Genomic DNA, 23615 nt, shown 5'->3' with positions numbered 1-23615 from the left:
TCACGACTTTTATCGTTCGGCAAACGTTTTTCGTGTTGCCCCAACCCTTGCAGTGACGAAAAAGATCGGCAACGAAGTTGTCGAATTGCAACGAGATGAATTTCAACAGACAATATGCAAGCAATCACCCGCAAAGACCGATCTCGGTCATCCGATTCAGTGAATTTCTTTCGTTCAACTTATATAGATCGTTTTCATGATGATCTAGATCGTTTTTTCACAGTTTTAAGCATCTGCGGTGGTGATGGCCGCTCATTTCTGGGAATTTATAGGAGAATCATGATCTAGATCGTGCTAAAAACAACTAAGTACTGTTAAAATATGCTGAGTTACTGAACTTCTCACGATTTTGCACCCACTCATCGTGAGTGAGGCAAAGTGTGTAAGTGTTCGAGAGAATAGTCCTAGTTTTTGGAAATAGATTGTCGGTTATTCTCATTAAAGTGCTTGATCTGTTTCCATAAACGCCTGTTTGGAATGAGACGGCCATCGATTGGGAACAAAGCGCAGCCAAACCGGGCACGGGTGGGTGATTAGGTTCGCAATCAAGGAACTTTGGAAACAGCTAAAAAACAGTTATAAGATTCCCTCATATCCCCGATTATCATCTATAGATAGAAAACAAACGTTTTTCAAAATGGTATTGTTAAACCCGAGAGAACTTCAACTGGTTTTTCCGCCCTTGGAAAGACAGTCCCATTCAAAAAAATTTAACGTTTATCACACATCCATTTCCCTTTCTCTGGACACCCACCCCTACTACCCTCACCATCTAATCACCCTTCTCCTCTCCAAAACTCACGACATCAACCAGCTCTGTAATATAGTTAGGTTTGATTCTTCTAATCTCACTTCACTGAACACTTCTCCGACTCCTGGACAGAAATAGGTTCTGCCTACTTCAACATGTGTATCGTTGGATTGTACTTGGGCAACACACTTTTCGTAGTTTTGGTTTTTTATGTTCACTTCATAAAAATGTTTGTCTACTTCAAATGTAAAAAGTTCATCTTCCCACGGTTCAGACTGAAGTAACGTGTGCGAAGCATCTTTTTCGGACCTTAATGTTCGCTTGCCTTGCAGCGAGTCTTTCGTCAATTCATACTGTCCGCGACTCGTCATTTCTTGATTCACAGTTTGTGTAATTGTATAATGCATACTTGTTGTCGGCTCGATTTTACGTTCTTTCAACGTTCGATCATCGGACCCTTCATAGTGCATTTCATATTTCAACGTAACCGCATCGGTCGGTAAATACTTCGAAAAGTTGAGCTGTTCAAAATCAATCACATCTCTTTCTGTCACACGAACCGCTTGTGAGGAAAAAGAACAGCTCGTAAGTATGAGTAAGACAAACAAAAAACTGAATCTCTTCAAATTATCCACTCCTCTACTCTCTTCTATTCAGGTAAAGAAGCAATCATGACTTTAACATTCAAAAGGGGTACGGATAATGATTACTGTTATTGGCAGTGTGAATATGGATTTGATTACGTCTACAAAGCAACACCCCGCAATCGGCGAGACGGTTCTAGGTGAACGGTTCGCTACCTCTCCTGGCGGAAAAGGGGCTAATCAAGCCACAGCAGTTGCACGACTTGGCGAACACGTTCAACTCGTCGGACGCATCGGCAAGGATGAGTTTGGCCGCGCTATATATGAACAATTGCATCAAGAATCTGTAAACGTGGACGACGTTCGTGCTGTTGAAGAACATACAGGCATCGCGTCGATCACCGTCCAAAACAATGACAATTCGATCATTGTCGTCCCAGGTGCGAATTTTACTTGGGCGGCAACTGACGCTTTGGCCTACCGAAGTGTGATTAAAAACGCTACGACTCTCCTTCTTCAACTTGAAGTTCCTATCCCTTTCGTTGAAGAAGTCGTACGTATTGCTTGGGAAGAAAAGACGACCACGATTTTAAACCCTGCCCCAGCACAACGACTGCCCGAAAAGATGATTGATCGTGTGGATTATTTAACGCCAAATGAGTTGGAATGCAAGGCGTTGTTTAATCTAGCGGCTGAGGAAGCTGTTGAAAAGTATCCGAATAAACTTATCGTCACAAAGGGAAAAGATGGGGCAATGTTTCACGATGGAAACGAACGGATTATCGTGTCTAGTTTCCGAACAAATGGGGTGGATAGTACGGGTGCAGGTGATACGTTTAATGGTGCCTTTGCTGTTGCGCTAAACACTGATCAGACATTACGAGAGTGTATCGCGTTTGCGAACGCTGCCGCCTCATTATCGATTGAAAAGAGCGGAGCCCAAGCGGGGATGCCAACAGCCACGCAAGTTTGGGAGCGACTAGGCACAAAGTAATGTCACTTTGTGTCATATTTTGACTAAAATTGGAATATTATTGTAATCAGTATGTCATGAAACCGACATTCTTTCGCAATCTATCTTCCTTATGATGAGGGTGTTGCTTATTTACCTCGTCACGGAAATACATAGAAAAAGGATGTTGAATTCATGCGTTATACTCGTCTAACAAAATTTGTCGTTACGACTAGCTTTGCTGCTAGTTTGTTCGCTTTTTCACCTTCTATTTTTACTGAAACTGCTTCTGCTTCTGCTCCTGCAGGAGACACAGCAGCCGTTGAAACTGTAGCTGTGGAAGCGAGCGCTACAGGCATTGTCCAAAGTGGAGATCGTGGACAATCGGTCGTAGACCTTCAGTCTGCTCTACAAGACTCCGGTCATTCTCACGTAAACGCCGATGGTATTTTTGGACCGATTACGGAAGAAGCGGTTCGGAGCTTCCAACAAGCACAAGGGCTTTCTGTCGACGGCATTGCAGGGCCAAATACATTCCAAGCGTTGACGGGTCGTTCAGAAGTGAAAAGTGTGTCAACAGAAACGTCTACTTCAACCGAATCGAGTACATCAGGTGTCATTGGCACGGCACAAGGGTTAATAGGAACTCCATACTCTTGGGGCGGAACGACGCCAGCTGGATTTGATTGTAGTGGGTTTTTAAACTACGTATTCGCGCAGAACGGTCAATCATTACCTAGAACAACACAAGCGATCTATGACGCAGGCACGCCAGTGTCCGCTCCAGCTGTTGGAGACCTCGTGTTTTTCCAAGGAACGTATAACACGTCTAACACGGCAACACATGCCGGTATCTACATTGGCGGCAACGAATTTATTCACGCAAGCTCTAGCGGAGTGCGTGTAGACAACTTAAGTAGTAACTACTACCAAAACCATTTCTTAGGTTATCGCTCAATGTAAAATAAACCGCTGAAGCCAGATGGCTTCAGCGGTTTATTTCGTCCAATGCAAAGTATTGATAAGCATACGCTCGCTCGTAGAGCGTGACGATTTCTTTCTTATCTGGAACTCTCGGGTTATTTCCTGGACTGCCACTCAATAGCGCTTCTTCTGCCATCTTCTCCCGAGATTTCATGTAATCTTCTTCAGTGATTCCGTATGATTGGAAATTTCCGATATTTAAATCTTGGCATAACCGCAACAGATCTTCCACGAGTGCTTTCGCCCCGTCTGCTTGGGATAGCTTTCTCTTTCTGGACGAACCTTACAGGCAAGCTCATATAGTCGTTGTTCGCACGCTGGCACAGTATATTCTAATACAACTGGAAGTAACATCGCATTTGAAATGCCGTGAGGAACATGGAATTTCGCACCAATTGGTCTAGACATGCCGTGCACAAGGCAAAGGGAAGCGTTCGAGAACGCCATACCTGCAAGCATCGCTGCATACATCACCTGATGGCGCGCTTCATAACGGTCTCCGTGGTGATAGACGTCCCGAAGGTTATCTAACAAAAGTGATAATGCATTTACGGCTAGTTGATCAGTAAACGGATGGGCATCTTTTGATAAATAGGCTTCAAGTGCATGCGTAACTGAATCAATCCCCACTGCTGCTGTAATCTCTCGAGGGGTCGTGAGCGTTAGGCGCGGATCGACGATCGCAACTTCTGGCATAAATGCCGGTTGCTTAATCATCATTTTCATTTCATCGGAAACATCGGTAATGACCGTAGCATCGGTCACTTCCGAACCTGTTCCCCCAGTCGTAGGAACAGCAATCAAAGGAATTCCCGGCTCTATAGCCATTTTCGCTTGATTCATATAGTCACGAATTTGACCACCGTTCGTATGCACAACAGCTGCAGCTTTCGCCGTATCAATGCAACTGCCCCCACCAACCGCAACGATATGGTCACACTGTTGCTGTCGAATAAGTTGTAAGGCATCTGTCACATACGTATCTTTAGGCTCACCAGCAATCCCAAGATACACAACCGAGTCTATGTTTTGATCGTATAATAATTCTGAAACTTCAGCGACGACACCTAACTCTCTCATGACTTCATCACTAATGATCAATGCGCGATTTCCTAGTTTCTTAGATAAAAGCCCTACTTGTTGTAACGAGTCCTGGCCATACACAAGTTCCTTTGGAAACTGCATCGTGTGCATACTTTTCCTCCTCACTACTTTGTAAAGCGCTTTCAATTATTAATAATTTGAAAAATCAATATTTTAACATTGTAGCATATCCCTAAATAAAATCAAGCCACTTCGCTAGTGTTGTAGCAAAGTGACTTCTTTTTTAACGAACAGAACCACCGTCAATCACAAGTTCATCTCCGGTCACAAACCTCGACTCATCAGAAGCAAAATATAGTGCACCATAAGCAATATCTCGGGCTTCCCCGTAGTAAGGTGGAAGAGGAACAACGTCTTTATTCCGTTCAGCGATTGTTTTTTGGCGCTCTCCCATAATCGGTGTCTTAATAGGACCTGGGAAAATGGCATTCACACGAATCTGATCTTTGGCAAAGTGGTTGGCGGCGTGTGTCGTTAGCGCACGGACAGCTCCTTTTGAAGCACTGTACGCTGTCCCGTTTCCAGCAGCTGCACCACTGCCGGTCAATGCCGCCACTGAAACGATGTTAATGATTGACCCTTTTCCTAATTGTTGCATATGTGGAATCGTCTGCTGCATCCCGAGAAATACACTCGTCGCATTCGCATCCATTACGTTATGCCACACGTCTAGCTCTGTGTCCAACAGCTTATCCGGGCGATGAATACCGGCATTGTTGACCAAAATATCTATTTTGTGATACGTATTAAGCGCACACTGCACCGTGTGTGCCCACGCTTCTTTTTTTGTCACATCTAACGTGGACCTTGTGACGGACAATCCTTCGCTTTGCAAATTGTCTACTTCCTGTTTCAGTAGCTGCTCGTTAACATCGGCTAGAACAACATTTGCCCCTTCTTCTGCAAACAATCTGGCAGTCCCTAGCCCGATGCCGCTCGCTGCTCCCGTAACCATGGCGGTTAGCCCTTCCAATCTCGACATGTTCGGATCCCTCCGTTATTCGTTATACGCTTCGTTTCCTAATAGAATTGCCCCTCTTGCCCCCGCCTCTCCTTTTAATCCAGGGGAAACGATAAACGACGCCACAGAAGGAATATCCACATACCCTCCTAAATGACGAAGAAACGCTCGACGAACCTTCGGCATAATTTCCGGTTGGTTCATCACGCCGCCACCGATGATAATCTTTTCTGGCATGAGCATGAACGTGTATTGCGCGAGCGCTTGTCCGAGGTAATCACTTTGTAATGACCACACATCTCCTCTTTCGGACAAGTCAGACCCTTTTTTCCCCCATCTCGCTTCAATTGCAGGGCCAGAAGCCATACCTTCAAGACAATCTTTATGGTAAGGACAAATCCCCTCAAAATTATCTTCAACGTTTCTCTTCACTTGAATATGTCCCATTTCAGGGTGAGAAAACCCTTGCATGACGTTTCCGTTCATAATCGCTCCTGCACCAATTCCGGTCCCTACCGTGATGTATAGACAACTATCCAACCTTTGGCTGCTCCTTCTTGATGCTCAGCGTAGGCGGCTGCGTTCACATCTGTAGTGATTTTGACCGGAATATTCAACTCATCAGCAAACACTCGATAGAGCGACACTCCAATCCATGGAATTTTTGGTGTATTTCCGATCACACCGTAATTGTCGTCTTGAAGATGGACAGGCCCAAATGATCCAATTCCGAGCGCATCAATCTGTTGCTCTTTGAAAAATTGAACGAGTTGTGGAAGTGTCTCCTCTGGTGTTTTTGTCGGATATGTCTCCCGTGCAACAATCTGACCTTTTGCGTCTGCCACCGCACAGACCATCTTCGTTCCTCCTGCTTCTAACCCACCAATACGAACCATTCACATCACTCTCCGCCGTCGTGTTCCTTGAGTTTTAATATATCAAACAGAGATTCCAAGAACAACTCGGACGTTTTCTATTAGGCAAGTGCCAAACAAATATGATAGTTTCTACATAGATTGTTACACAGAGGAGTGACCAACTCATGAATGAACCAATATTTTTTACACCTGTATTTAAACACCGTGTTTGGGGAGGAAAAAACTTGCAGTCTTTCGGGTATACGCTCCCTTATGAACGCACAGGGGAGTGCTGGGGAATTTCCGCGCACCGAAATGGAGAGAGCATCGTCAAGGGGGGGCGGTATGACAACGTGACACTTCGCGATTTATACCGAGACGAACCTGCCTTATTTGGTGAATCCTTAACGAGCGAGGAGTTCCCACTGCTCGTTAAACTCTTAGATGCTACAGATGATCTGTCTGTGCAAGTTCACCCGAATGATGAGGAAGCAAAACAACTCGAAAACGATGAAGCCTACGGAAAAACAGAATGCTGGTACGTCGTCGATGCTCGTCCTAATTCAGAACTTATCCTCGGTCATCACGCCGAAACAACGGAAGAATTTCAGAAGAAAGTTGCTGAAGAAGACTGGCATGGTTTATTGAAAAAAGTGCCTGTTCAAAAAGGAGACTTCGTCTACGTTCCGAGCGGCACAATTCACGCCATCGGCAAGGGGATTATCATTCTCGAGACACAGCAAAGTTCCGACACGACGTACCGTGTGTATGACTTTGACCGAGTTGAATCCGATGGCAAGAAACGCGAATTACATTTAGACAAAGCCATTCAAGTAACGAACACACCCGATAAACAAGAGATAGGCCGAGAGAACACGACCATTTCTGCATCTGCTGGAGGCATTATCAACCGACTTGTCCAAGCACCATCCTTCTCCGTTTACGAATTATCGGTCAGAGGAGAATTTCACTTTGAACGCCCAGGATCTTATCTGCTCGCAACGGTCGTCCAGGGGGAAGGAACGTGTCACACGAATCAACAAGCATTTTCTCTTGCGGCTGGTGACCACTTTCTTCTACCGAATGATTTGAGAAATATTGTGATGGACGGGGATATGACGATCATTTGTAGCCATCCAAACTAAGGAGCGACACTATGACTTCAAGACAAGTGGCCATTGTTCTCTATTTATTCGTCCAGAACGGCCCTGTATCCATTCAGGCAATTGCCGAGACGATCAATTGCTCGGATAAAACCGTCCGTAATGAGTGGTCAGCTATCGATGAATATTTTCAATCGCATCAGCTCGGACGCGTCGTTAGAAAACAGAGTAAGGGCGTGTACCTTGATCAAACCGATGAAGAAGCCGATCGCTTACGAGAGTTACTCTCATCTGAAGGAGCCCCTAAGCAAACAAACCGTCACGATGAACTTGCGAGAATGTTAGTATCAACGCGTGACTCGCTGACCGTTACACAACTTGCCGACCATTTTTATGTGAGCCGCTCCGTTATTCGTGAAGATTTAACAGGTGTTGCCGTTCAAATGCAGAAGTTCGGCATCGGGTTGGAACGAAAACCGAATGTCGGCATTGTCATCACCGGTGAAGAAAAAGATCGCCGCTCCTTTCTTGCCGAGCTGTTCCATCGATCATTTCAGGCTTCGGGCCAGATTCGAGACTGGTTCTCCCCATTTGACTGGGCTGCTGTCGAACGAGTCATTCGGTCGATTGAGAAAGAGCACAATTGGACGCTCACTTACCGAGCCAGAACTTCGATCATTGTTCACATCCTATTATCCGTGAAACGAATGAAACAGAACTTTTTCATAAACATGCGAGATCTTGACGATCGTTATCCCGGTTACTTGGACACACTCATCCAGCAATTAGAATCTTTATTCAACATTCGGTGGAAAAGTGCCGAGAAGCGCTATTTGTTTTACCATTTCCAAAGTGCTCGTATTGAATTGAATGAGTCTTCTTCAGAGCACAGCTTCCTAACACTCACTTTGAGTGATTCAACCTTACGATTTACAAACCAATTAATGGATGATGTAACCGAACGAACCGGGTATCCATTCAGAAATGACCAGAATCTATTTCGTTCTCTTGCACTTCACTTAGAAGGAAGCTTAATCCGCATTCAGCAAAATTTCCGAATGCACAATCCGCTCGTGTTTGATGTGCGTAAACAATACCCTTATCTATTTGAGATGATCTTGCAATCGCTAGAACGATTAGACCTTTCCCTTAACTGGCATCATGATGAAGTCGCGTATTTAACGATTCATTTCCAAGTTGCGCTTGAGCACTTGGACGACCGGGTTGAAGACCTGTGCGCATCGCGATTGTATGTCCAGAGGGTCGAAGCATGGGGAAACTTTTAGAAGCGAAAATCAAACAGTTAAATCATTCCGTCACCATTGTGGCAACAAATTCAGAGCCCGAGCACATCCGGTACGCGGAAGTTGACCTGATCGTCTCAACCGTACCGATAAACTCTGCTGAAAAACCTGTCATTGTCGTATCTCCATTTCTAAAAGCTCATGAGCATGACTTGCTTACTCAGGCAATCGTCAACACGCAAAAGCCCGAAGTGTCCGCACTCAAAACGTTGTTAGGCAGTGCCGATAATATCCATTTTTTATCTTCCACTCATCGTTTTCAAGTAATAGAAGACCTTGTACAACCACTCATAGACACGGACAGAGTTAATACCGTTTACATGGAGAGTACATTCGCTCGAGAACAGCGGTCGTCTACGTATATCGGCGGCGGCATCGCTATCCCTCACGGAAGTCCCGATCACGTGTTTACACCTACTGTGAAAATGGGCGTCTTACCCGAACAATCGATTGGGACGCAACCAAGTCCGTATCGTTCTCTTGATCGCCGCTGATCTTCAACACGGTAAAGACATGAAGCAGTTATTCCGAGAAATCTCGCAATTGAGTGAACACCCTGACCGTATTCACCGATTTACCGTCATGACAAATGCTTCTTCTATTTTTGAATTGCTTTAATCGTTTCCGTAAGTGCACACCATTCCGGTAAAAAAAACGCTTACATTCTCTCTCTTACGAAGTAGTATGATTGGAACGAGGAGGGAGAAACATGAAGAAAATTGTGGCTGTAACAGCATGTCCCACTGGCATCGCCCACACATACATGGCGGCTGAGAACTTACAAAAAGCCGCCGCTGAGCTCGGCGTAGAAATTAAAGTTGAAACCCAAGGCTCTGTCGGTGCGGAAAACGTGCTCACGTCTTCTGACATTCAAGATGCAGAAGGTGTGATCTTCGCCGCGGATAAAACGATTGAGAAAGACCGTTTTCAAGGCCTCCCCTACGTGGAAGTCGGTGTACAAGACGGTGTGCATCGACCGAAAGAACTTCTCGAACAAATTCTACAAGGGGATGCCAAAACAATCCAAACCGGTCATGGACAAGAAACAAAGAATGAAGACAAGCAACAGAATCCAATTTACCGCCACCTTATGAACGGCGTTTCATTTATGATTCCGTTTATCGTCGTCGGCGGGTTACTCATTGCCATATCCATCTCACTAGGTGGTGTGCCTACCGAAGATGGAATGGCTGTTCCAGAAGACTCCGTCTGGAGCATTATTGAAGCCATCGGGGCAAGCGCCTTCACATTCATGGTTCCAATTCTTGCCGGTTTCATCGCAATGAGCATCGCCGACCGGCCTGGACTCGCGCCAGGAATGATCGGCGGGTTGCTCGCCGCTGACGGTTCCATCTACGGTAGTGAAGCAGAAGCAGGGTTTATCGGCGGCATAATTGCCGGTTTTCTCGCCGGCTATGTTGCCTCTTAATTAAGAAGATTCCTGTACCTAAAGCGGTGCAGCCAGTAATGCCGATTATATTTATCCCTGTTCTGTCCTCACTCATCGTCGGACTTCTCTTCGTCTTTGTCATCGGAGAGCCTGTTGCCTTCGTCTTTGATAGTTTGACCCAATGGCTAGAAGGATTAGAAGGAACGAATGCAATATTACTCTCCTTAATTCTTGGAGCGATGATTTCCTTTGACATGGGGGGGCCAGTCAATAAGGTTGCCTTTTTATTCGGTGCTGCGATGATTACCGAAGGAAACTTGGCCATTATGGGCGCTGTAGCAACTGCGATTGCAATACCACCGATCGGACTCGGTCTCGCAACATTTATCAACCGCAAAAAATACGACCAGTCCGAGAGAGAAACTGGAAAAGCCTCATTTACGATGGGCTTGTTCGGAATTACAGAAGGTGCAATTCCTTTCGCTGCAAGAGACCCATTCCGGGTCATTCCTACCATCATGATTGGTTCGATGGCCGGAGCAGCGATTGCAATGGCCGCTAATGTTGGCGGCAGCGTTGCCCACGGCGGTCCGATTGTTGGTGTGCTCGGTGCAATCGACGGTGTGATTATGTTCTTTGTCGCAATATTGGTCGGTTCTGTCATTACAGCTATACTTGTGAACCTCATAAAGAAAACCGTAACAGAGAACACCGGGTCAGCCCCTGCTGTGAGTGCGTCTAATGATCAAGCGAAGGAACAAATTGCACCTATCAGCCTTCGACGGTCTCTTTTGAAAAACTCACAGACCTGATCAACAAAGATTTAATTGTACCTACCTTCAAAGCAACACACGCGATGGGGTCATTGATGAACTCATCGACAAACTGCATGAAGAGGATGTCATTACTGACGTACGAGCGTTCAGAGAAGTAATTCTTGAACGTGAAGCCGAAGGCTCAACGGGGTTAGGCATGCAGATTGCGATCCCGCACGGAAAGTCTGATCACGTAAAAGAACCTGCTGTTGCTTTTGGAATCCAACGTGACGGTGTCGATTGGAACAGCCTTGATGGTGAGCATGCAACACTCATCTTTATGATTGCTGTTCCAAAAGAAAGAGAAGGCGATGATCATCTTAAAATCCTGCAATTACTCTCACGAAAACTAATGGACGATGAATTCAGAGAAGACTTGTCCAAAGCAACATCAATGGATGACATCTACGAGCGCTTAGATGAAATACGCTAAAAAAGAACAAGCCGAGGACTCACCTCGGCTTGTTCCTTTTTAGTTCCTATACTCATCTGACCAAGAATCCGTTGCCCGTTCGAAACCTCGATTTATTCGCTTAAATCGCTCATCTGTATCCTTTTCAAACTGCTCATCGATTTGTTGAAAGCGACGGTCTGCGTCATCAATTCTCTTGTTCATTCCCGAGAATCGATGATTAAAATCACGTTCAAAAGTTTTTAACGAGCGTCTTAAATCATTGAAGAAGTCATTGGAATGTCTCAAATAAACGCCCCCTCAACGCTAAACTATGCACGAACTCACGCCGAAGTGTACTGACGATCACTGTTGGAAAATTAGGTCTTAATGCTTAATTTGTGCGATTGATGCATCCATTTACATTGTTTTATCGTATTTTCTTACAACTAGGTAATCTATGCCTGTCCAGGCATTACCAAATTGGGAAGGATGACAAATATGGACCATCACATTGAAATTAGCGGATCCATGTCACTTCACCCTCAAGACAATTACATGATTGGCTATTTGACATTGCAATATTTTGACGTTGGAGCTGAAGAAATGATAGCCATTGGCTCTTGTCAGTATTATTTGTTCAATGAAACGAGCATGTCTAAATTGCCTTCTAAAGGAATTTCTAAAGATGTTTCCTCAGTATTGAAGGTATTGTCAAAAATAGATGATGGGGTGAAGGAATGGGGAAACTTCGCAGTTGTAGAAGAAATGTATATCGAAACGAGCTTTGACAGCTTAACGATGAGAGAGTTATTTCTAAAAAAGATCGTCCAGTACTTTCAATGGATGAACGTGAAGCATTTATACGTGACTGCAAAAGTTTTTTTTCGCAACACGTCATACGACTCTCAACATATGAATCACCTTTTGTCTCGCGACTTTTGTTTCGTTCGCGCACAAGGTGAGCCGCTCATTCTCCACCGGTACCCATCATAGCCATGTTACAATTAAGGGGTGTTGTAACGTTCGGGTAGGAAGGAGTGGGGACGGTGTCCATTTTAATTTTTACGATTATTGGCATACTCATTGGGGTACTTTCTAGCCTGTTTGGTTTAGGTGGTGGACTCATTGTTGTACCGATTTTGTTTGCATTACTACCTGAATCAATTCCTGCATCTTACCTCATGCATACAGCCATCGGAACGTCTCTCGCGGTAATGATTATCAATTCCTTAAATTCAACGCTTAATCATTCTCGTCAAAACAATGTTAAATGGCCGATTTTTCGGTTTTTCGTGTTGACGATCTCGATGGGGGCATTCGTTGGCGGTGTGATTGCCAGTTACGTGCCGAGTGACGGGTTACGCTATGTATTTATCGCATTTCTTATTTATGTAATCATTTCAAACGTGGCAAAGCGGACGTTTACAAATGCCTTTACAGAACATGCTTTCACCTATCCGAAAAAATCCTCCGGTGCCATTAGCGGCATCGTTATCGGCTTTGTTTCCACACTGTTAGGAATTGGTGGCAGCTTAATGACCATTCCCTACCTACGAAAACGGGGGCTACGCATGCTACACGCCGTTGCACTCGCAACCCCGCTCGGTTTACCCATTGCTATTGTAGGTTCAATTACGTACCTCATTACAGGATTACAAGCTGAAGGCATGCCTGACAGTACCGTAGGCTTTATTTACTTTCCTGCGCTCCTTGGCTTCACGCTTGGTGGATTTGCCGGAGTTCCTTTAGGAAGAATCATCGCTCAAAAACTTCCAGATGGACTATTCTCCAAAATATACTTACTTCTGTTAGTGCTCGTTGTCTTGATGATGATTTTCGGATAAAAGCGTGCCTGCCATTGTTTTGCAGGCACTGCTCTATATCAAACCGCTTCCACAACGATGGTAACCCCTTGCCCACCTCCGACGCATAGGCTAGCTAACCCAAGGGATTTCTTTTGCCGATGAAGCTCGTGAAGTAAAGTGACGACAATTCTTGCGCCCGAACAACCTACAGGGTGGCCCAGTGCAACCGCTCCACCGTTGACGTTAATCTTCTCATCAGGAATTTTAAGCTCACGGTTCACAGCGATCACCTGTGCCGCAAACGCCTCGTTCAGTTCGAACAGATCAATGTCTTCTAAGCTTAATTTCGTTTTTTCCAATGCTCGCTTTGTCGCTGGTACAGGTCCAATTCCCATAATTGCTGGGTCGACAGCCGCACTGGCAAACGACGTGATCTTCGCTAACGGAGTGAGTCCGTATCGCTCGACAACTTCTTTAGACGCAAGCAGTGTCAGCGCCGCTCCATCATTTAAGCCTGAGGCGTTACCTGCAGTAACTGACCCTCCCTGTTTAAAAACCGGCGATAAGCTCGATAGCTTTTCGAGCGTCGTATCCCGAGGGCCTTCATCTACGTGAAATGTGCGGGTTTCTTTTCTCTGTTGGACCGCGAGCGGAACAATCTCTTTTTCAAACTTGCCTGCTTGAATAGCAGCTAGCGCTTTATTCTGACTGTTTAGCGCAAACTCGTCTTGCTCTTCACGTGAAATCCGATACTGGTCGACAAGATTCTCAGCAGTCACACCCATATGATAGTTTTCCATCGCACAGTGCAAGCCGTCGTATGTAAGCGCATCGACGAGCTTCGTGTCGCCCATTTTCTGGCCGTCTCTTGAACCAAATAACAGTCTTGGAACACGAGTCATGCTCTCCGTTCCGCCGGCTAACACGAGTCCCGCTTCTCCAACAGCAATTTGCGTCGCACCGAGCGTCAGCGCTCTCAGCCCAGAAGCACATTGTTTATCAATGGTCATTGCTGGCGTTTCCACACTTAGCCAGAGCGCACACCGATTTGCCTTGCAGGGTTGCCCTTTAGACCTGCTTTAAACACATTGCCAACAATCACTTCATCTACTGCATCATAAGGGATCCCTGTTGATTCTAATATCGATTCTGCAACAGGCACAGCAATATCAATCGCTGATTGTCCTTTTAACGTCCCCAAAAATGTGGCAATAGCTGTTCTTTTTGCATCTACGATATACACATCATTCATGATCATCACTCCTTATTTACTAATGAAGATATCGGAATTGATATAATTTTATCATAATATAAAAAGATCAGTTCAAAAATGTACGTAGCATTGTTTTCTAGATACGTTGAACGAAAGAAATTCTTCAAGAACTAATGGTATGCTTAGAAAAGTGGAAACTGTGCTCGAGTTGGGGGAAATCGTAGGGTAAGCGATATATTCTCATAAACTAGGGAACAGATTAAAAGGTACTTGTACATCCTCGCCCTGAAGTACCAACAAGACGTCGGCGCTAGCCGCGCCGAACCGAGTACGGTTTCGTTTCGGCCCCGAGGGGGCCGACGTGTCGTTGGCACTACAGCCTAGATTCAGCGCTAAAGTCGGTGAAAAGCGCAAACGTGCGCGCAGAATGGCACCCAGCACCCCGCTATCCCTCCACCCAACAGTGCAAATCAAGAAAAAGCGTTAAGTTCATTCTATAAAGATCGTCAAGTATTTGTGGAAATCGACCTTTTGGGCGTGGTCTAGATCACCAACCTCCTAGTAATTACCAATATTGAGCATTCATTAGCACCGCTGGTGTTGAAAGCAGTGAAAAATGATCTAGATCACCATGAAAATGATCTAGATCGCCCTATATATGAGAAAAACAGTCCTTTTACCATGATCTAGACCATTTTGGACGTGATCTAGATCACCGATTTCCTAGAAATTACCAACGTTAAGCTTCCATCCAAAGTAGACACAGCGCCGATGCCGCCCTTATGCTTTGGAGTACATTCAGGAAATCTTAAGTTCATTCTATATGGATACTCGTCACCTTTCACACGGATAGCCGTCCCATCAAAGCGATGATGTCAGCTCACTGAAAGTTACGCGTGAACGCGAACCACCGAACTCAATCTAGGTGGGGATTTCAGCTACATGGCGCGTTGTGATCGTTAAGAATCCCACCATAGAACCGTGTATGTGGGAATATAGACTTTCTATGTGGGGATTCCTTGCTGAAAATGGTTCCCCATTCAAGAAAATCCCATCATAGGCAGAGTCTATGTGGGATTATTTATTGATAACAAGCGAAACACGGTTATACGTATTTCTATTTCCCTCTTTCGGTGAGCTGAATGGCTTTACACGTAAAAAGAAGTGAGACGTGGGATGAAACTATTAGAATAAAGAGTGACTAACCAATCGCCTCAACACATCAGTCCTCCGCTGTATAGTAGACTAAGCGAACAAAGTTGGTACTGCACTTATAGTCAACACAACCTACCTAAAATGTGAGCGTGAACACTTACTTGCACGCGCAAAACCTGTCCGTCATTGCACCCTGTACTTATTGTTAGCCGTCCATAAAAACACCCGTTTCCCAGAGAGGCGCACTGTCCTCACGCTCTATGTGTTGACTGTGGATGAGCAAGTCAGCATTGTCTTTGTAATAATCAACTTTCTGGCTACCGAATTTTCGAGCGATTTCTTGATAGGATTTCTGTAGTCGATGCTTTCGACCGCCATGGGTATCAGAGCCAATAAAATGCGTTAAGCCGCATTTAGCCAATTGGTAAGCGAACTTCTTCGTGCCGCCTCCATAATCACCAAGCAGGCTCCCAGCTGCTAGTTGAACAGCGATCCCACTTTGTACGAGGTCGAACAACCAGTCAGGATCACTTTGAATCGCCTTGTTCTTTTCTGGTTGAGCAAGCACCGATGATGCCATGTTGTTGTAATGTGAGCAACTCATCTGCAGCAAACGTAGGGATACTATTCTTCGGTAAGTCAATAAGCAAGTATTGTCCCCGATCAGCAAGAGTACACAACTCTCCATTCTCGAGCCCTTGGATCATATTTTCAAAAATAAGCGGCTGCTGACCTGCTAACACTTTCACGGGTACACGTTCACTATGCAGCCGCATATGCAAACGACGGGTCGCATCAAGAATCTTCCCTCTCGTATTCCGATACGACCCCACCCCGTGATGAGGTGTGAGTACCATATGAGTAATTCCTTCGCGAGCCGCCTTTTTCGCATCTTCGACACTCTTTAAAATGTAACGCGATCCATCATCAATATGCGGTAGAATATGACTATGAATGTCAATCAAATGACTCTCCCTTTTCCACAATCGAGCAATTAACTAGAACTTTAATCCTATTATACATAACCTTTTTGATTATTTACACTGTTTTTTTATTGTTGGTATGTTTAAAGACCTACACCGTTAGTACGAATGCTAAAATTGTATGGGGCGATTATTGAAGGATATTAATCGTGACAAAATATAAAAAAAGCAGAAAGATCATCATTCTGATCTTTCTGCTATTCCATCTACGTAGCTGGGCTCGTTTTTCTTTTCGTATATTTTTCAAAGAAGCCTAGAATCACATCGGCAAAAATTGCGAGCAATGCTGCTGGTATAGCCCCTGCATAGATGCGAATGTCATTCATCGTATTAATACCTGCAAAAATCTCACGCCCTAAACCATCTCCACCAATCATTGGCGCAAGTGCAGCGACGCCTACAGCAATGACGGCTGCGACACGTAAGCCAGCCATAAGAAACGGTAAAGCAAGGGGAAGTTGCACTTTGCTTAAAAGCTGCATACTCGTCATCCCCAAGCCTCGTCCCGCTTCAGAGATACTTTTGTCAACTTCTTTTAGGCCAACATACGTATTGCGAATGATTGGCATTAATGAGTAGAGAAACAACCCGACAACGACGGTGTAAAACCCAAGGCCGAAATAGACCATGAGAATGGCTAACAAAGCTAAACTCGGTATGATCTGAATGATGTTAGCAATCGATAAAATGACTCCGGCGACTTTTTGGAAACGGGCACAAATGACCCCTAATATAACGCCAACGACGAGTGCCATCCCTACACCGATGAGCACCATGATGAGATGCTCAATCGCTAAGTCTAGCAACAAGTCCCAGTTTCGTGTCATATACTGAAAAAGTTCTGTTATAAACTCCATCGGACCCCTCCGGACGGTGCGATATGATTAGTCAAGCAGCCCTTGTTCCTCTAAATACTCGCGAGCAACGTCGCGCTCACTTCGGTTGTTAATATCTACCTCATAACTTAGTTCTGTAATTGCTTGTTCATCAAACATGCCAGTGAGTGTGTTGAGCACTTCTTCAAGTTCTGGGTATTCTTCTAACGTTTCATTTTTTGCAACGATAGAAGCATCAAAAGGCGGGAAGAATTGTTGATCATCTTCTAGCGTGACAAGATCATACTCAATGAGTCTCGGGTCCGTTGAATAGGCCAAAACGATATCCACTTCTTCATTGGCGACTGCCGAATAGACGAGGTTAATGTCCATTGAGTTTGTATCCGCAAAGCTAAATCCGTAATGGTCAACAAACGATTGGTATCCGTCCACATCACGCTCAAGCCACGTTGTATCTACTCCAAGACTCAGTTCGTCTGCCACAGCCTCAACGTCAGATACCGTCTCTAAGCCGTACTCGTCAGCAAGGTCTGCACGCACCGTCATAATGTACGTATTCTCAAAGCCTAGCGGATCAAACCACTTGAAATTAAAATGCTCATCAAATCCTTCTTGTGCCATTTGCAACACAGCCTCAGGATCATTCGTCTCTTCAACCTCAAAATGATTGTTAAACACTTCTCCACTGTAGAGTAAACCAATGTCGAGCTCTTCTTCCTCTAGCGCACTAATAACCATTGGACTGGCTGAGATGTCCGGTGTTACATCTGCACTTAAGTCAGTATGAGCTTCAATTAGCGCCTCATTCATGTAAGCTATAAGTTTTGTTTCTGTATACGTTTGTGCGCCAATTTCAATCGTGTCTCCACCTCCACATCCAGCAGCAAAAACAACGACAGCACCGAGTGGCAATATTGACTTCTTCATGATGAATCCCTCCTAATTTTCATTAATCGCTTTCGATTTTTTGTATGTGCGGTTTTCAAGTTTTCCTAAAATGAGATCAGTAATAAGTGCTAAAATAATGGCAGCTATAGCTCCTGTAACAATTAAGTACGTGTTATTAATTCCGATACCAGAAACGATAAAATCACCTAGCCCTCCCGCACCAATCAACGCAGCTAACGTTGTCCAACTAATAATATAAACAGTTGTTAGGCGAATTCCTGACATAATGTACGGAAATGCTATCGGTAGCTCGATTTTGTAGAGCCGCTGAAAGGTATTAAAGCCCATTCCCTTAGCTGCAGTTACGACGTGCTCGTCAACAGACTGAATGCCGGCATAAGTATTTCGAAGAAGAGGCAACAACGAATAGAGGAAGAGGGCAAAGATCGCCGGACGCATACCGATCCCAAATAACGGCAACAACAGTGCTAATAGTGCGATTGTCGGGATCGTTTGGAAAATATTCGCAATTGTAAACGTAATCGTCTGTAACACTTTTACATGTTGCAATCGGCTTAAGATGATTGCTGTTGGAATCGCGACACAAGCGCCAAATAGCACAGCTAAACCGGCAATTGTCATATGTTGTCCCAGCAGAACAAAAATATCTTGGTAGCGCGATTGCAAAAATTCTAGATAGGCCATTAGGACACCACTCCACTTGCTTCAGGAGTTCGGGTGTACATGTCGTTCATCAAGCCAACAATCGTGCCTCTTGTGATGACCCCGAGCAACGTCTCGTTGTCACCAATTACTGGCACGTAAGACAACTGATGTTCGGTCATTAACGTTAACCCTTCTTCGACTGTCTGATCACGCGTAAGTACATGTTCCACTGGTTTTAAAATATCCGCGAGTGACATCGCTTCTTCTTCATAGTTGTCGATCACATCAAATATGCTCACGTACCCTTCGAGACGTTTTTCTTCACTAACCACTAAGAGTGAGTCCACTTTTTGACGTCGCATCACGCTTACTGCCCGAGCAAATCCCATATTCATATCTGCCGTTACCATTTTCTCGTTGAGCAATTCTTGTAAAGGCGGAAGCTCATCTGATTTGTGCAGTCGGTTCGTCCCGATGAAGTCCCGAACAAAATCATTTTTGGGACGGCGGAGCACTTCTTCAGGGTGTCGTTTTGAACGATTGTCCCTTCTTGCATAATGATAATTCGATCCGCAATCTTTAAGGCCTCATCCATGTCGTGTGTCACAAACACAATCGTCTTCTTCACTTTCTTCTGTAAATCAACAAGTTCATTTTGCAATTGTTCACGGCTGATTGGGTCTAGAGCGCTGAATGGCTCGTCCATGAGAATGATATCCGGTTCAGCCGCAAGTGCACGAATGACGCCGATGCGCTGTTGTTGTCCACCTGAAAGCTCTGATGGATACCGGTCACGATATACGCTCGGATCTAACCCTACCATCTCGAGTAGCTCGTCTACTCTCTCCTTTGTTTTCCCTTTCTCCCATTTCAAAAGCTTAGGCACAACTGAAACATTTTGAGCGATCGTCATGTGAGGAAATAAACCGATGTGTTGAATCACATAACCGATTTGTCTACGAAGTTCAACTGGATTCATCGTTGAGATTTCTTTATCCTTAATATAAATTTCACCACGAGTAGGATTAATCAGTCGATTCAGCATCTTCATCGTTGTCGTTTTTCCACAACCACTTGGCCCAATCAAGACATTAATATGACCGGAGTGCAGTTCTAAATTAATATCTTTAAGTGCAACAAATCCGTCATCATACTTCTTCTCCACTGCCTTCAATTGAATCATTCCATCACCCCTATTCACTATTTAGTAATAGTAAATCTAAGTCTACCATATATTTTCAAAAAAATAAGCCTTTATGCACTTTTCGGTCATTCATTTCTACCCATTTGTTCCTTAATCAAACAAGTAGACAAAAAAATGGCGGAATTGAAATCATTGTTGACGGACCATCCGCATATAATATACAATTCATATAAATTTACTATGATATAAATGAGGTGGTCGTTAATGAAAGTACGTATAGATGGTGTTCATAAATCGTTTCGAAAAGATAAACACCAACAACTTGAAGTGCTTCGCGACGTCTCCATCCAGATTAAGGATGGAGAATTTGTATCGTTGCTCGGTCCGTCAGGTTGCGGAAAATCGACCATCTTAAACTTGGTCGCTGGTTTAGACTCACCGTCTGAAGGATCAATTACTGTGGATGGAAAACAAGTGAACGGTCCAGGGACTGACCGGGTCGTTGTGTTTCAACAAGGTGGGTTATTTCCTTGGATGAGTGTCGTTGATAACGTGAAATACGGTTTGCGCCTAAAAAAAATTAGTGCCAAAGAAGTTGATGAACGAGCTGATGACGTTTTGAAGATGGTGCACTTAAGTAAATTTAAGGGGCATTTTCCAAATGAGTTATCGGGGGGGATGCAACAACGTGTCGCCATTGCCAGAGCACTCATTATGGATCCCGAAATCTTGCTTATGGATGAACCTTTTGCGGCGTTGGATGAACAAACACGCATGATTATGCACCAAGAATTGCAAGAAATATGGCAAAAAACAGGCAAGACGATTCTTTTTATTACGCATAACATCCGCGAGGCATTAACGCTTTCTGATCGGGTGCTACTCATGAGCACTCGTCCTGGACAAATTAAGAAGACCTTTACCGTGCAAGCAGGACGTCCTCGAGATCCTTCTGACAGTGTACTCGTTCATATTGAAAAACAAGTGATGAAAGAATTGGAAGAGGAAATGGAAAAAGTGTTGAAGGAGGAGCTCGGGGATGACTACCGTTTTAAGACGAGTGCTTTTCGTGATCGTAATCGTGACCACATGGGAGATCATATCTAAGTCGGGCATCTTCCCGACATTCATGTGGCCCCCATTATTTATACCGAACACGCCAGATGGCCCTACCGTCTTTGGGACACTATTTAGCGGGCTCGTATCTGGGCAAATTCTAACGGCAACAGGCGTAACACTCGGAAGAATGTTACTTGGTTTTCTTATTGCGATCGTACTTGGGCTCACACTTGGATATTTAATTTCTCGCTATAAATGGGTGGATGATACACTCGGTTTTTTTGTTACCGCACTTCAATCGATTCCGAGTATCGTTTGGTTCCCTTTGGCAATCGTGTGGTTTGGACTTGGATTTGCCTCAATTTTGTTTATTATCACAATTGGTGCAACGTGGACGATGACGGTAAATTCAAGTACCGGCTTTAAAAATGTACCGCCGATTTATTTAAACGCAGCACGTACGATGGCTCATCAGGGGGTCACTTGTTTCGAACGGTCATTCTGCCTGCCTCCTTGCCTCACATTATTTCAGGTCTACGCGTTGCCTGGGCATTTGCATGGCGAGCGGTAATGGCAGCTGAACTTCTCGGGGGAAGTGGTGGTTTAGGTTACCTCTTAAATATGGGACGCTCCATTCAATCGATGGACCTAGTGCTAGCGATCATGATTATTATTGCTGTGATCGGAACGATTATGGACAATCAAGTGTTCCTGCGTATGGAACGATCAATTTCTAGAAAATGGGGGATGGCGCATCATGAAACGAACAATGTTAGCATTAGGCAGTATACTATTACTCGGCTTAGCCGCTTGCGGTTCTGAAGAGGAAGCAGATGAAGTGATGATTGGGTATTTTCCAAACTTCACACATATTACAACGGTCATTGCTTTAGAAAATGGCTTTATGGAAGAAGAATTAGGGGATGACATTACGATCAACACGAATACATTCCCTGACGGCGGTGCTTTTATGGAGGCGATGTCAACACGAGACTTGGACATCGGTACAGTCGGCCCCTCCCCTGCAACCCAGACGTATATCACAAACCCTGAACACTCAATCATCGCTGGCGCTGTAAATGGTGGCGCTGTTCTCGCGGTTCGAGACGGGTCAGGAATTGAGAGTGTCGAAGACTTGGACGGTGCAAATGTCGCAATCCCAACGATCGGTTCTACACAAGACATTATGCTTCGCCATGAGTTAAATGAGGTTGGGCTTACACCTGTCGCCGACGGTGGAACGGTTAATCTTATGCCTCAAGCACCTGCGGATACGTCCACATTATTCTTACAAGGAGATGTTGATGCAGCAGCCACACAAGAGCCGTGGGGAGTGTTTTTGGAGAATCAAGCGGATGCCACGATTCTTCTCGATGAAGAAGAATTTGCTTGGGGAAGAGAATCAACAACAACCGTCGTCACCGTAAGAAACGCCTTCTCAGAAGCAAACCCAGAAATTGTCGAAGGCTACCTTCGCGCCCATATTCGCGCCGTCGAGTTTATTGAGGAAAATCAAGAGGAAGCTGTGAGTGTTTTCGTTGATCATATAGAGGAAATCACCGGAAGTGGCTTAGACTACGACGAAACATTAGAAGCAAGCAATCGCTTAAACCCTACGTATGAAATCAATGAAGATGTGCTGCAGCAAATGGCTACAATTAGTGTTGAAGCCGAATATGCAAATTCTGATGAGATTGACGGACTTGTTGATTATACGTATTTGGACGCTGTTTTAGAATAATGTGCGGCTGCCACGGCCGAGCTTAGCCGTGGCAATTTTTCTTTTTAGACGTTCGTTCGCAGGATTTTGGGCATTGCCTTACCTTTCGCCAATTCATCAATAAGTTTATCCAAATAACGAATTTCCTGCATTAACGGTTCCTCAATGTCTTCGACCCTCACACCGCATATGACACCTGTAATGTTTGTACGTGCCGAATTCATCTGCGGTGCTTCATTGAAAAATCTTCTACCGTCGTTTCTTTATCCAACTCATCTCTTAGCTCCTGCTCACTATAGCCTGTGAGCCAATGAATAATCTCAATCACTTCTTGCTCTGTACGACCCTTTCTATCTGCTTTCTTAACATAATGGGGGTACACACTCGAAAAGCTCATTTTATATATCTTGTGACTCATCTTTTTACCCTCATTTCATCCAGTCTTTATCGCTATTATAGCAAATCGCCGTACCGCTCACGATGTTTTTCTCTCAACACGAAAGGGAAAAGGTTTCCAACTTGATTACTGGATAGGAGTGCAAATATGAAACAAAACTTTGATGTGATCATCGTTGGGGCGGGAACAATGGGAATGGCTGCCGGCTATTATCTCGCCAAGCGAAGCAAAAAAGTATTGCTGATCGACCAATTTGACCCTCCTCATGAAATGGGGAGCCATCACGGTGAGACCCGTATTATTCGTCACGCATTAGGAGAGGGAAAAGCGTACACCCCGCTGGCGCTGCGTTCACAGCAGCTTTGGGAAGAACTGCAACAGGTATCCGGATATGATCTCTTTCGCCAAACCGGTGTGCTTTCCTTCGGTCCGAAGGCGCCCCGTTTATTCAAAAAACGATCTCAAGTGCCGATGAATATGGGATTCCTTATCAACGATTGAGTCACGAAGACATCCAAAAGCGCTGGCCAGGTATTGAAGCCCCTTCTGG

At 44.7% G+C, this 23615-nt stretch carries 18 protein-coding genes and 7 pseudogenes; 12 read left to right on the top strand and 13 right to left on the bottom strand.

Annotated elements, in window-relative coordinates; all coding sequences use genetic code 11:
• Positions 1-798: 798 nt before the first annotated feature.
• The gene (locus JCM19037_RS15000) at positions 799-1377 is read right to left on the bottom strand and encodes a hypothetical protein (RefSeq protein WP_042402542.1); all 579 of its coding nucleotides are present in this window, start codon (positions 1375-1377) and stop codon (positions 799-801) included.
• Between the two features lie 76 nt (positions 1378-1453).
• On the opposite strand from JCM19037_RS15000, the gene rbsK reads away from it, so the two are divergent.
• Entirely contained in the window at positions 1454-2329 is an 876-nt protein-coding gene (gene rbsK, locus JCM19037_RS14995) for a ribokinase (protein WP_042402539.1), read from the top strand.
• Between the two features lie 153 nt (positions 2330-2482).
• Entirely contained in the window at positions 2483-3250 is a 768-nt protein-coding gene (locus JCM19037_RS14990) for a C40 family peptidase (protein ID WP_042402536.1), read from the top strand.
• A 25-nt stretch (positions 3251-3275) separates the two neighbouring features.
• Here JCM19037_RS14990 and JCM19037_RS14985 read toward each other — a convergent pair.
• The 3 genes and pseudogenes from JCM19037_RS14985 to JCM19037_RS14975 form a co-directional block, all read right to left on the bottom strand.
• A pseudogene (locus JCM19037_RS14985) lies at positions 3276-4465 on the bottom strand (iron-containing alcohol dehydrogenase).
• A gap of 133 nt (positions 4466-4598) precedes the next feature.
• Positions 4599-5357, bottom strand: a complete 759-nt coding sequence (locus tag JCM19037_RS14980) for an SDR family NAD(P)-dependent oxidoreductase (protein WP_042402533.1) — start codon at positions 5355-5357, stop codon at positions 4599-4601.
• Positions 5358-5372: 15 nt separating this feature from the next.
• A pseudogene (locus JCM19037_RS14975) lies at positions 5373-6232 on the bottom strand (ROK family protein).
• 146 nt (positions 6233-6378) lie between these two features.
• Here JCM19037_RS14975 and manA point away from each other — a divergent pair.
• The 4 genes and pseudogenes from manA (at position 6379) to JCM19037_RS14955 (ending at position 11238) form a co-directional block, all read left to right on the top strand.
• Positions 6379-7338, top strand: coding sequence for a mannose-6-phosphate isomerase, class I (gene manA, locus JCM19037_RS14970; RefSeq protein WP_042402531.1), 960 nt, complete (start codon positions 6379-6381; stop codon positions 7336-7338).
• Positions 7339-7349: 11 nt separating this feature from the next.
• Positions 7350-8582, top strand: coding sequence for a transcription antiterminator (locus tag JCM19037_RS14965; protein ID WP_042402527.1), 1233 nt, complete (start codon positions 7350-7352; stop codon positions 8580-8582).
• Entirely contained in the window at positions 8567-9094 is a 528-nt protein-coding gene (locus tag JCM19037_RS14960; protein WP_042402524.1) for a PTS sugar transporter subunit IIA, read from the top strand. The genes JCM19037_RS14965 and JCM19037_RS14960 overlap by 16 nt, the downstream gene beginning before the upstream one ends.
• A gap of 215 nt (positions 9095-9309) precedes the next feature.
• Positions 9310-11238 (top strand): annotated as a pseudogene (locus JCM19037_RS14955) (fructose-specific PTS transporter subunit EIIC).
• A gap of 39 nt (positions 11239-11277) precedes the next feature.
• Here JCM19037_RS14955 and JCM19037_RS14945 read toward each other — a convergent pair.
• Complete coding sequence (locus JCM19037_RS14945) at positions 11278-11505, bottom strand: hypothetical protein (RefSeq protein WP_042402521.1); 228 nt, start codon at positions 11503-11505, stop codon at positions 11278-11280.
• A 192-nt stretch (positions 11506-11697) separates the two neighbouring features.
• Between JCM19037_RS14945 and JCM19037_RS14940 the strand changes: the two genes are divergently transcribed.
• Together JCM19037_RS14940 and JCM19037_RS14935 are read left to right on the top strand one after the other, a co-directional pair.
• On the top strand, positions 11698-12192 hold the full coding sequence (locus tag JCM19037_RS14940; protein WP_042402518.1) for a hypothetical protein: 495 nt from the start codon (positions 11698-11700) through the stop codon (positions 12190-12192).
• Positions 12193-12245: 53 nt separating this feature from the next.
• A complete protein-coding gene (locus JCM19037_RS14935; RefSeq protein ID WP_042402516.1) occupies positions 12246-13043 on the top strand; it encodes a sulfite exporter TauE/SafE family protein in 798 nt (265 codons plus the stop codon).
• A 38-nt stretch (positions 13044-13081) separates the two neighbouring features.
• Here JCM19037_RS14935 and JCM19037_RS14930 read toward each other — a convergent pair.
• The 7 genes and pseudogenes from JCM19037_RS14930 to JCM19037_RS14900 all read right to left on the bottom strand — a co-directional run bounded on the left by JCM19037_RS14930 (position 13082) and on the right by JCM19037_RS14900 (position 19928).
• Positions 13082-14262: pseudogene (locus JCM19037_RS14930) on the bottom strand (acetyl-CoA C-acyltransferase).
• 1315 nt (positions 14263-15577) lie between these two features.
• Positions 15578-15976 (bottom strand): CpsB/CapC family capsule biosynthesis tyrosine phosphatase, encoded by a 399-nt coding sequence (locus tag JCM19037_RS28635; RefSeq protein WP_373901009.1) that lies wholly within the window; start codon positions 15974-15976, stop codon positions 15578-15580.
• Positions 15900-16337, bottom strand: a complete 438-nt coding sequence (locus tag JCM19037_RS28630) for a CpsB/CapC family capsule biosynthesis tyrosine phosphatase (RefSeq protein WP_042402510.1) — start codon at positions 16335-16337, stop codon at positions 15900-15902. The genes JCM19037_RS28635 and JCM19037_RS28630 overlap by 77 nt, the downstream gene beginning before the upstream one ends.
• Positions 16338-16561: 224 nt before the next feature.
• Positions 16562-17212 (bottom strand): ABC transporter permease, encoded by a 651-nt coding sequence (locus tag JCM19037_RS14915; RefSeq protein WP_042402507.1) that lies wholly within the window; start codon positions 17210-17212, stop codon positions 16562-16564.
• A 27-nt stretch (positions 17213-17239) separates the two neighbouring features.
• Positions 17240-18118, bottom strand: coding sequence for a glycine betaine ABC transporter substrate-binding protein (locus tag JCM19037_RS14910; protein ID WP_042402504.1), 879 nt, complete (start codon positions 18116-18118; stop codon positions 17240-17242).
• Between the two features lie 12 nt (positions 18119-18130).
• On the bottom strand, positions 18131-18784 hold the full coding sequence (locus JCM19037_RS14905) for an ABC transporter permease (protein ID WP_042402501.1): 654 nt from the start codon (positions 18782-18784) through the stop codon (positions 18131-18133).
• A pseudogene (locus JCM19037_RS14900) lies at positions 18784-19928 on the bottom strand (ABC transporter ATP-binding protein). Before JCM19037_RS14900 ends, JCM19037_RS14905 begins: the two are co-directional and overlap by 1 nt.
• Positions 19929-20153: 225 nt before the next feature.
• Between JCM19037_RS14900 and JCM19037_RS14895 the strand changes: the two are divergent.
• The 3 genes and pseudogenes from JCM19037_RS14895 (at position 20154) to JCM19037_RS14885 (ending at position 22689) form a co-directional block, all read left to right on the top strand.
• Complete coding sequence (locus tag JCM19037_RS14895) at positions 20154-20996, top strand: ABC transporter ATP-binding protein (protein WP_042402498.1); 843 nt, start codon at positions 20154-20156, stop codon at positions 20994-20996.
• A pseudogene (locus JCM19037_RS14890) lies at positions 20929-21770 on the top strand (ABC transporter permease). Before JCM19037_RS14895 ends, JCM19037_RS14890 begins: the two are co-directional and overlap by 68 nt.
• Complete coding sequence (locus JCM19037_RS14885) at positions 21706-22689, top strand: ABC transporter substrate-binding protein (RefSeq protein WP_052363929.1); 984 nt, start codon at positions 21706-21708, stop codon at positions 22687-22689. The pseudogene JCM19037_RS14890 and the gene JCM19037_RS14885 overlap by 65 nt, the downstream one beginning before the upstream one ends.
• 44 nt (positions 22690-22733) lie before the next feature.
• Here JCM19037_RS14885 and JCM19037_RS14880 read toward each other — a convergent pair.
• Positions 22734-23086: pseudogene (locus JCM19037_RS14880) on the bottom strand (DUF2200 domain-containing protein).
• A 126-nt stretch (positions 23087-23212) separates the two neighbouring features.
• On the opposite strand from JCM19037_RS14880, the gene JCM19037_RS29460 reads away from it, so the two are divergent.
• Complete coding sequence (locus tag JCM19037_RS29460) at positions 23213-23566, top strand: FAD-dependent oxidoreductase (protein WP_307189825.1); 354 nt, start codon at positions 23213-23215, stop codon at positions 23564-23566.
• Positions 23567-23615: the final 49 nt, after the last annotated feature.

The organism is Geomicrobium sp. JCM 19037 (assembly GCF_000698105.1).
GTDB lineage: Bacteria > Bacillota > Bacilli > Bacillales > Marinococcaceae > Geomicrobium_A.
The sequence above is the reverse complement of the archived record's forward strand: the minus strand, read 5'-3'. Positions and strand labels throughout refer to the sequence as shown.

Bases quoted from the DNA above. Each gene is read 5' to 3' on its own strand.
- JCM19037_RS14960 (WP_042402524.1), top strand. From the start codon at position 8,567: ATGGGGAAACTTTTAGAAGCGAAAATCAAACAGTTAAATCATTCCGTC.
- JCM19037_RS14990 (WP_042402536.1), top strand. From the start codon at position 2,483: ATGCGTTATACTCGTCTAACAAAATTTGTCGTTACGACTAGCTTTGCT.
- JCM19037_RS29460 (WP_307189825.1), top strand. From the start codon at position 23,213: ATGAAACAAAACTTTGATGTGATCATCGTTGGGGCGGGAACAATGGGA.
- JCM19037_RS14965 (WP_042402527.1), top strand. From the start codon at position 7,350: ATGACTTCAAGACAAGTGGCCATTGTTCTCTATTTATTCGTCCAGAAC.
- rbsK (WP_042402539.1), top strand. From the start codon at position 1,454: ATGATTACTGTTATTGGCAGTGTGAATATGGATTTGATTACGTCTACA.
- manA (WP_042402531.1), top strand. From the start codon at position 6,379: ATGAATGAACCAATATTTTTTACACCTGTATTTAAACACCGTGTTTGG.
- JCM19037_RS14905 (WP_042402501.1), bottom strand. From the start codon at position 18,784: ATGGCCTATCTAGAATTTTTGCAATCGCGCTACCAAGATATTTTTGTT.
- JCM19037_RS14895 (WP_042402498.1), top strand. From the start codon at position 20,154: ATGAAAGTACGTATAGATGGTGTTCATAAATCGTTTCGAAAAGATAAA.
- JCM19037_RS14910 (WP_042402504.1), bottom strand. From the start codon at position 18,118: ATGAAGAAGTCAATATTGCCACTCGGTGCTGTCGTTGTTTTTGCTGCT.
- JCM19037_RS14940 (WP_042402518.1), top strand. From the start codon at position 11,698: ATGGACCATCACATTGAAATTAGCGGATCCATGTCACTTCACCCTCAA.
- JCM19037_RS14915 (WP_042402507.1), bottom strand. From the start codon at position 17,212: ATGGAGTTTATAACAGAACTTTTTCAGTATATGACACGAAACTGGGAC.
- JCM19037_RS28635 (WP_373901009.1), bottom strand. From the start codon at position 15,976: ATGAGTTGCTCACATTACAACAACATGGCATCATCGGTGCTTGCTCAA.
- JCM19037_RS14885 (WP_052363929.1), top strand. From the start codon at position 21,706: ATGAAACGAACAATGTTAGCATTAGGCAGTATACTATTACTCGGCTTA.
- JCM19037_RS14980 (WP_042402533.1), bottom strand. From the start codon at position 5,357: ATGTCGAGATTGGAAGGGCTAACCGCCATGGTTACGGGAGCAGCGAGC.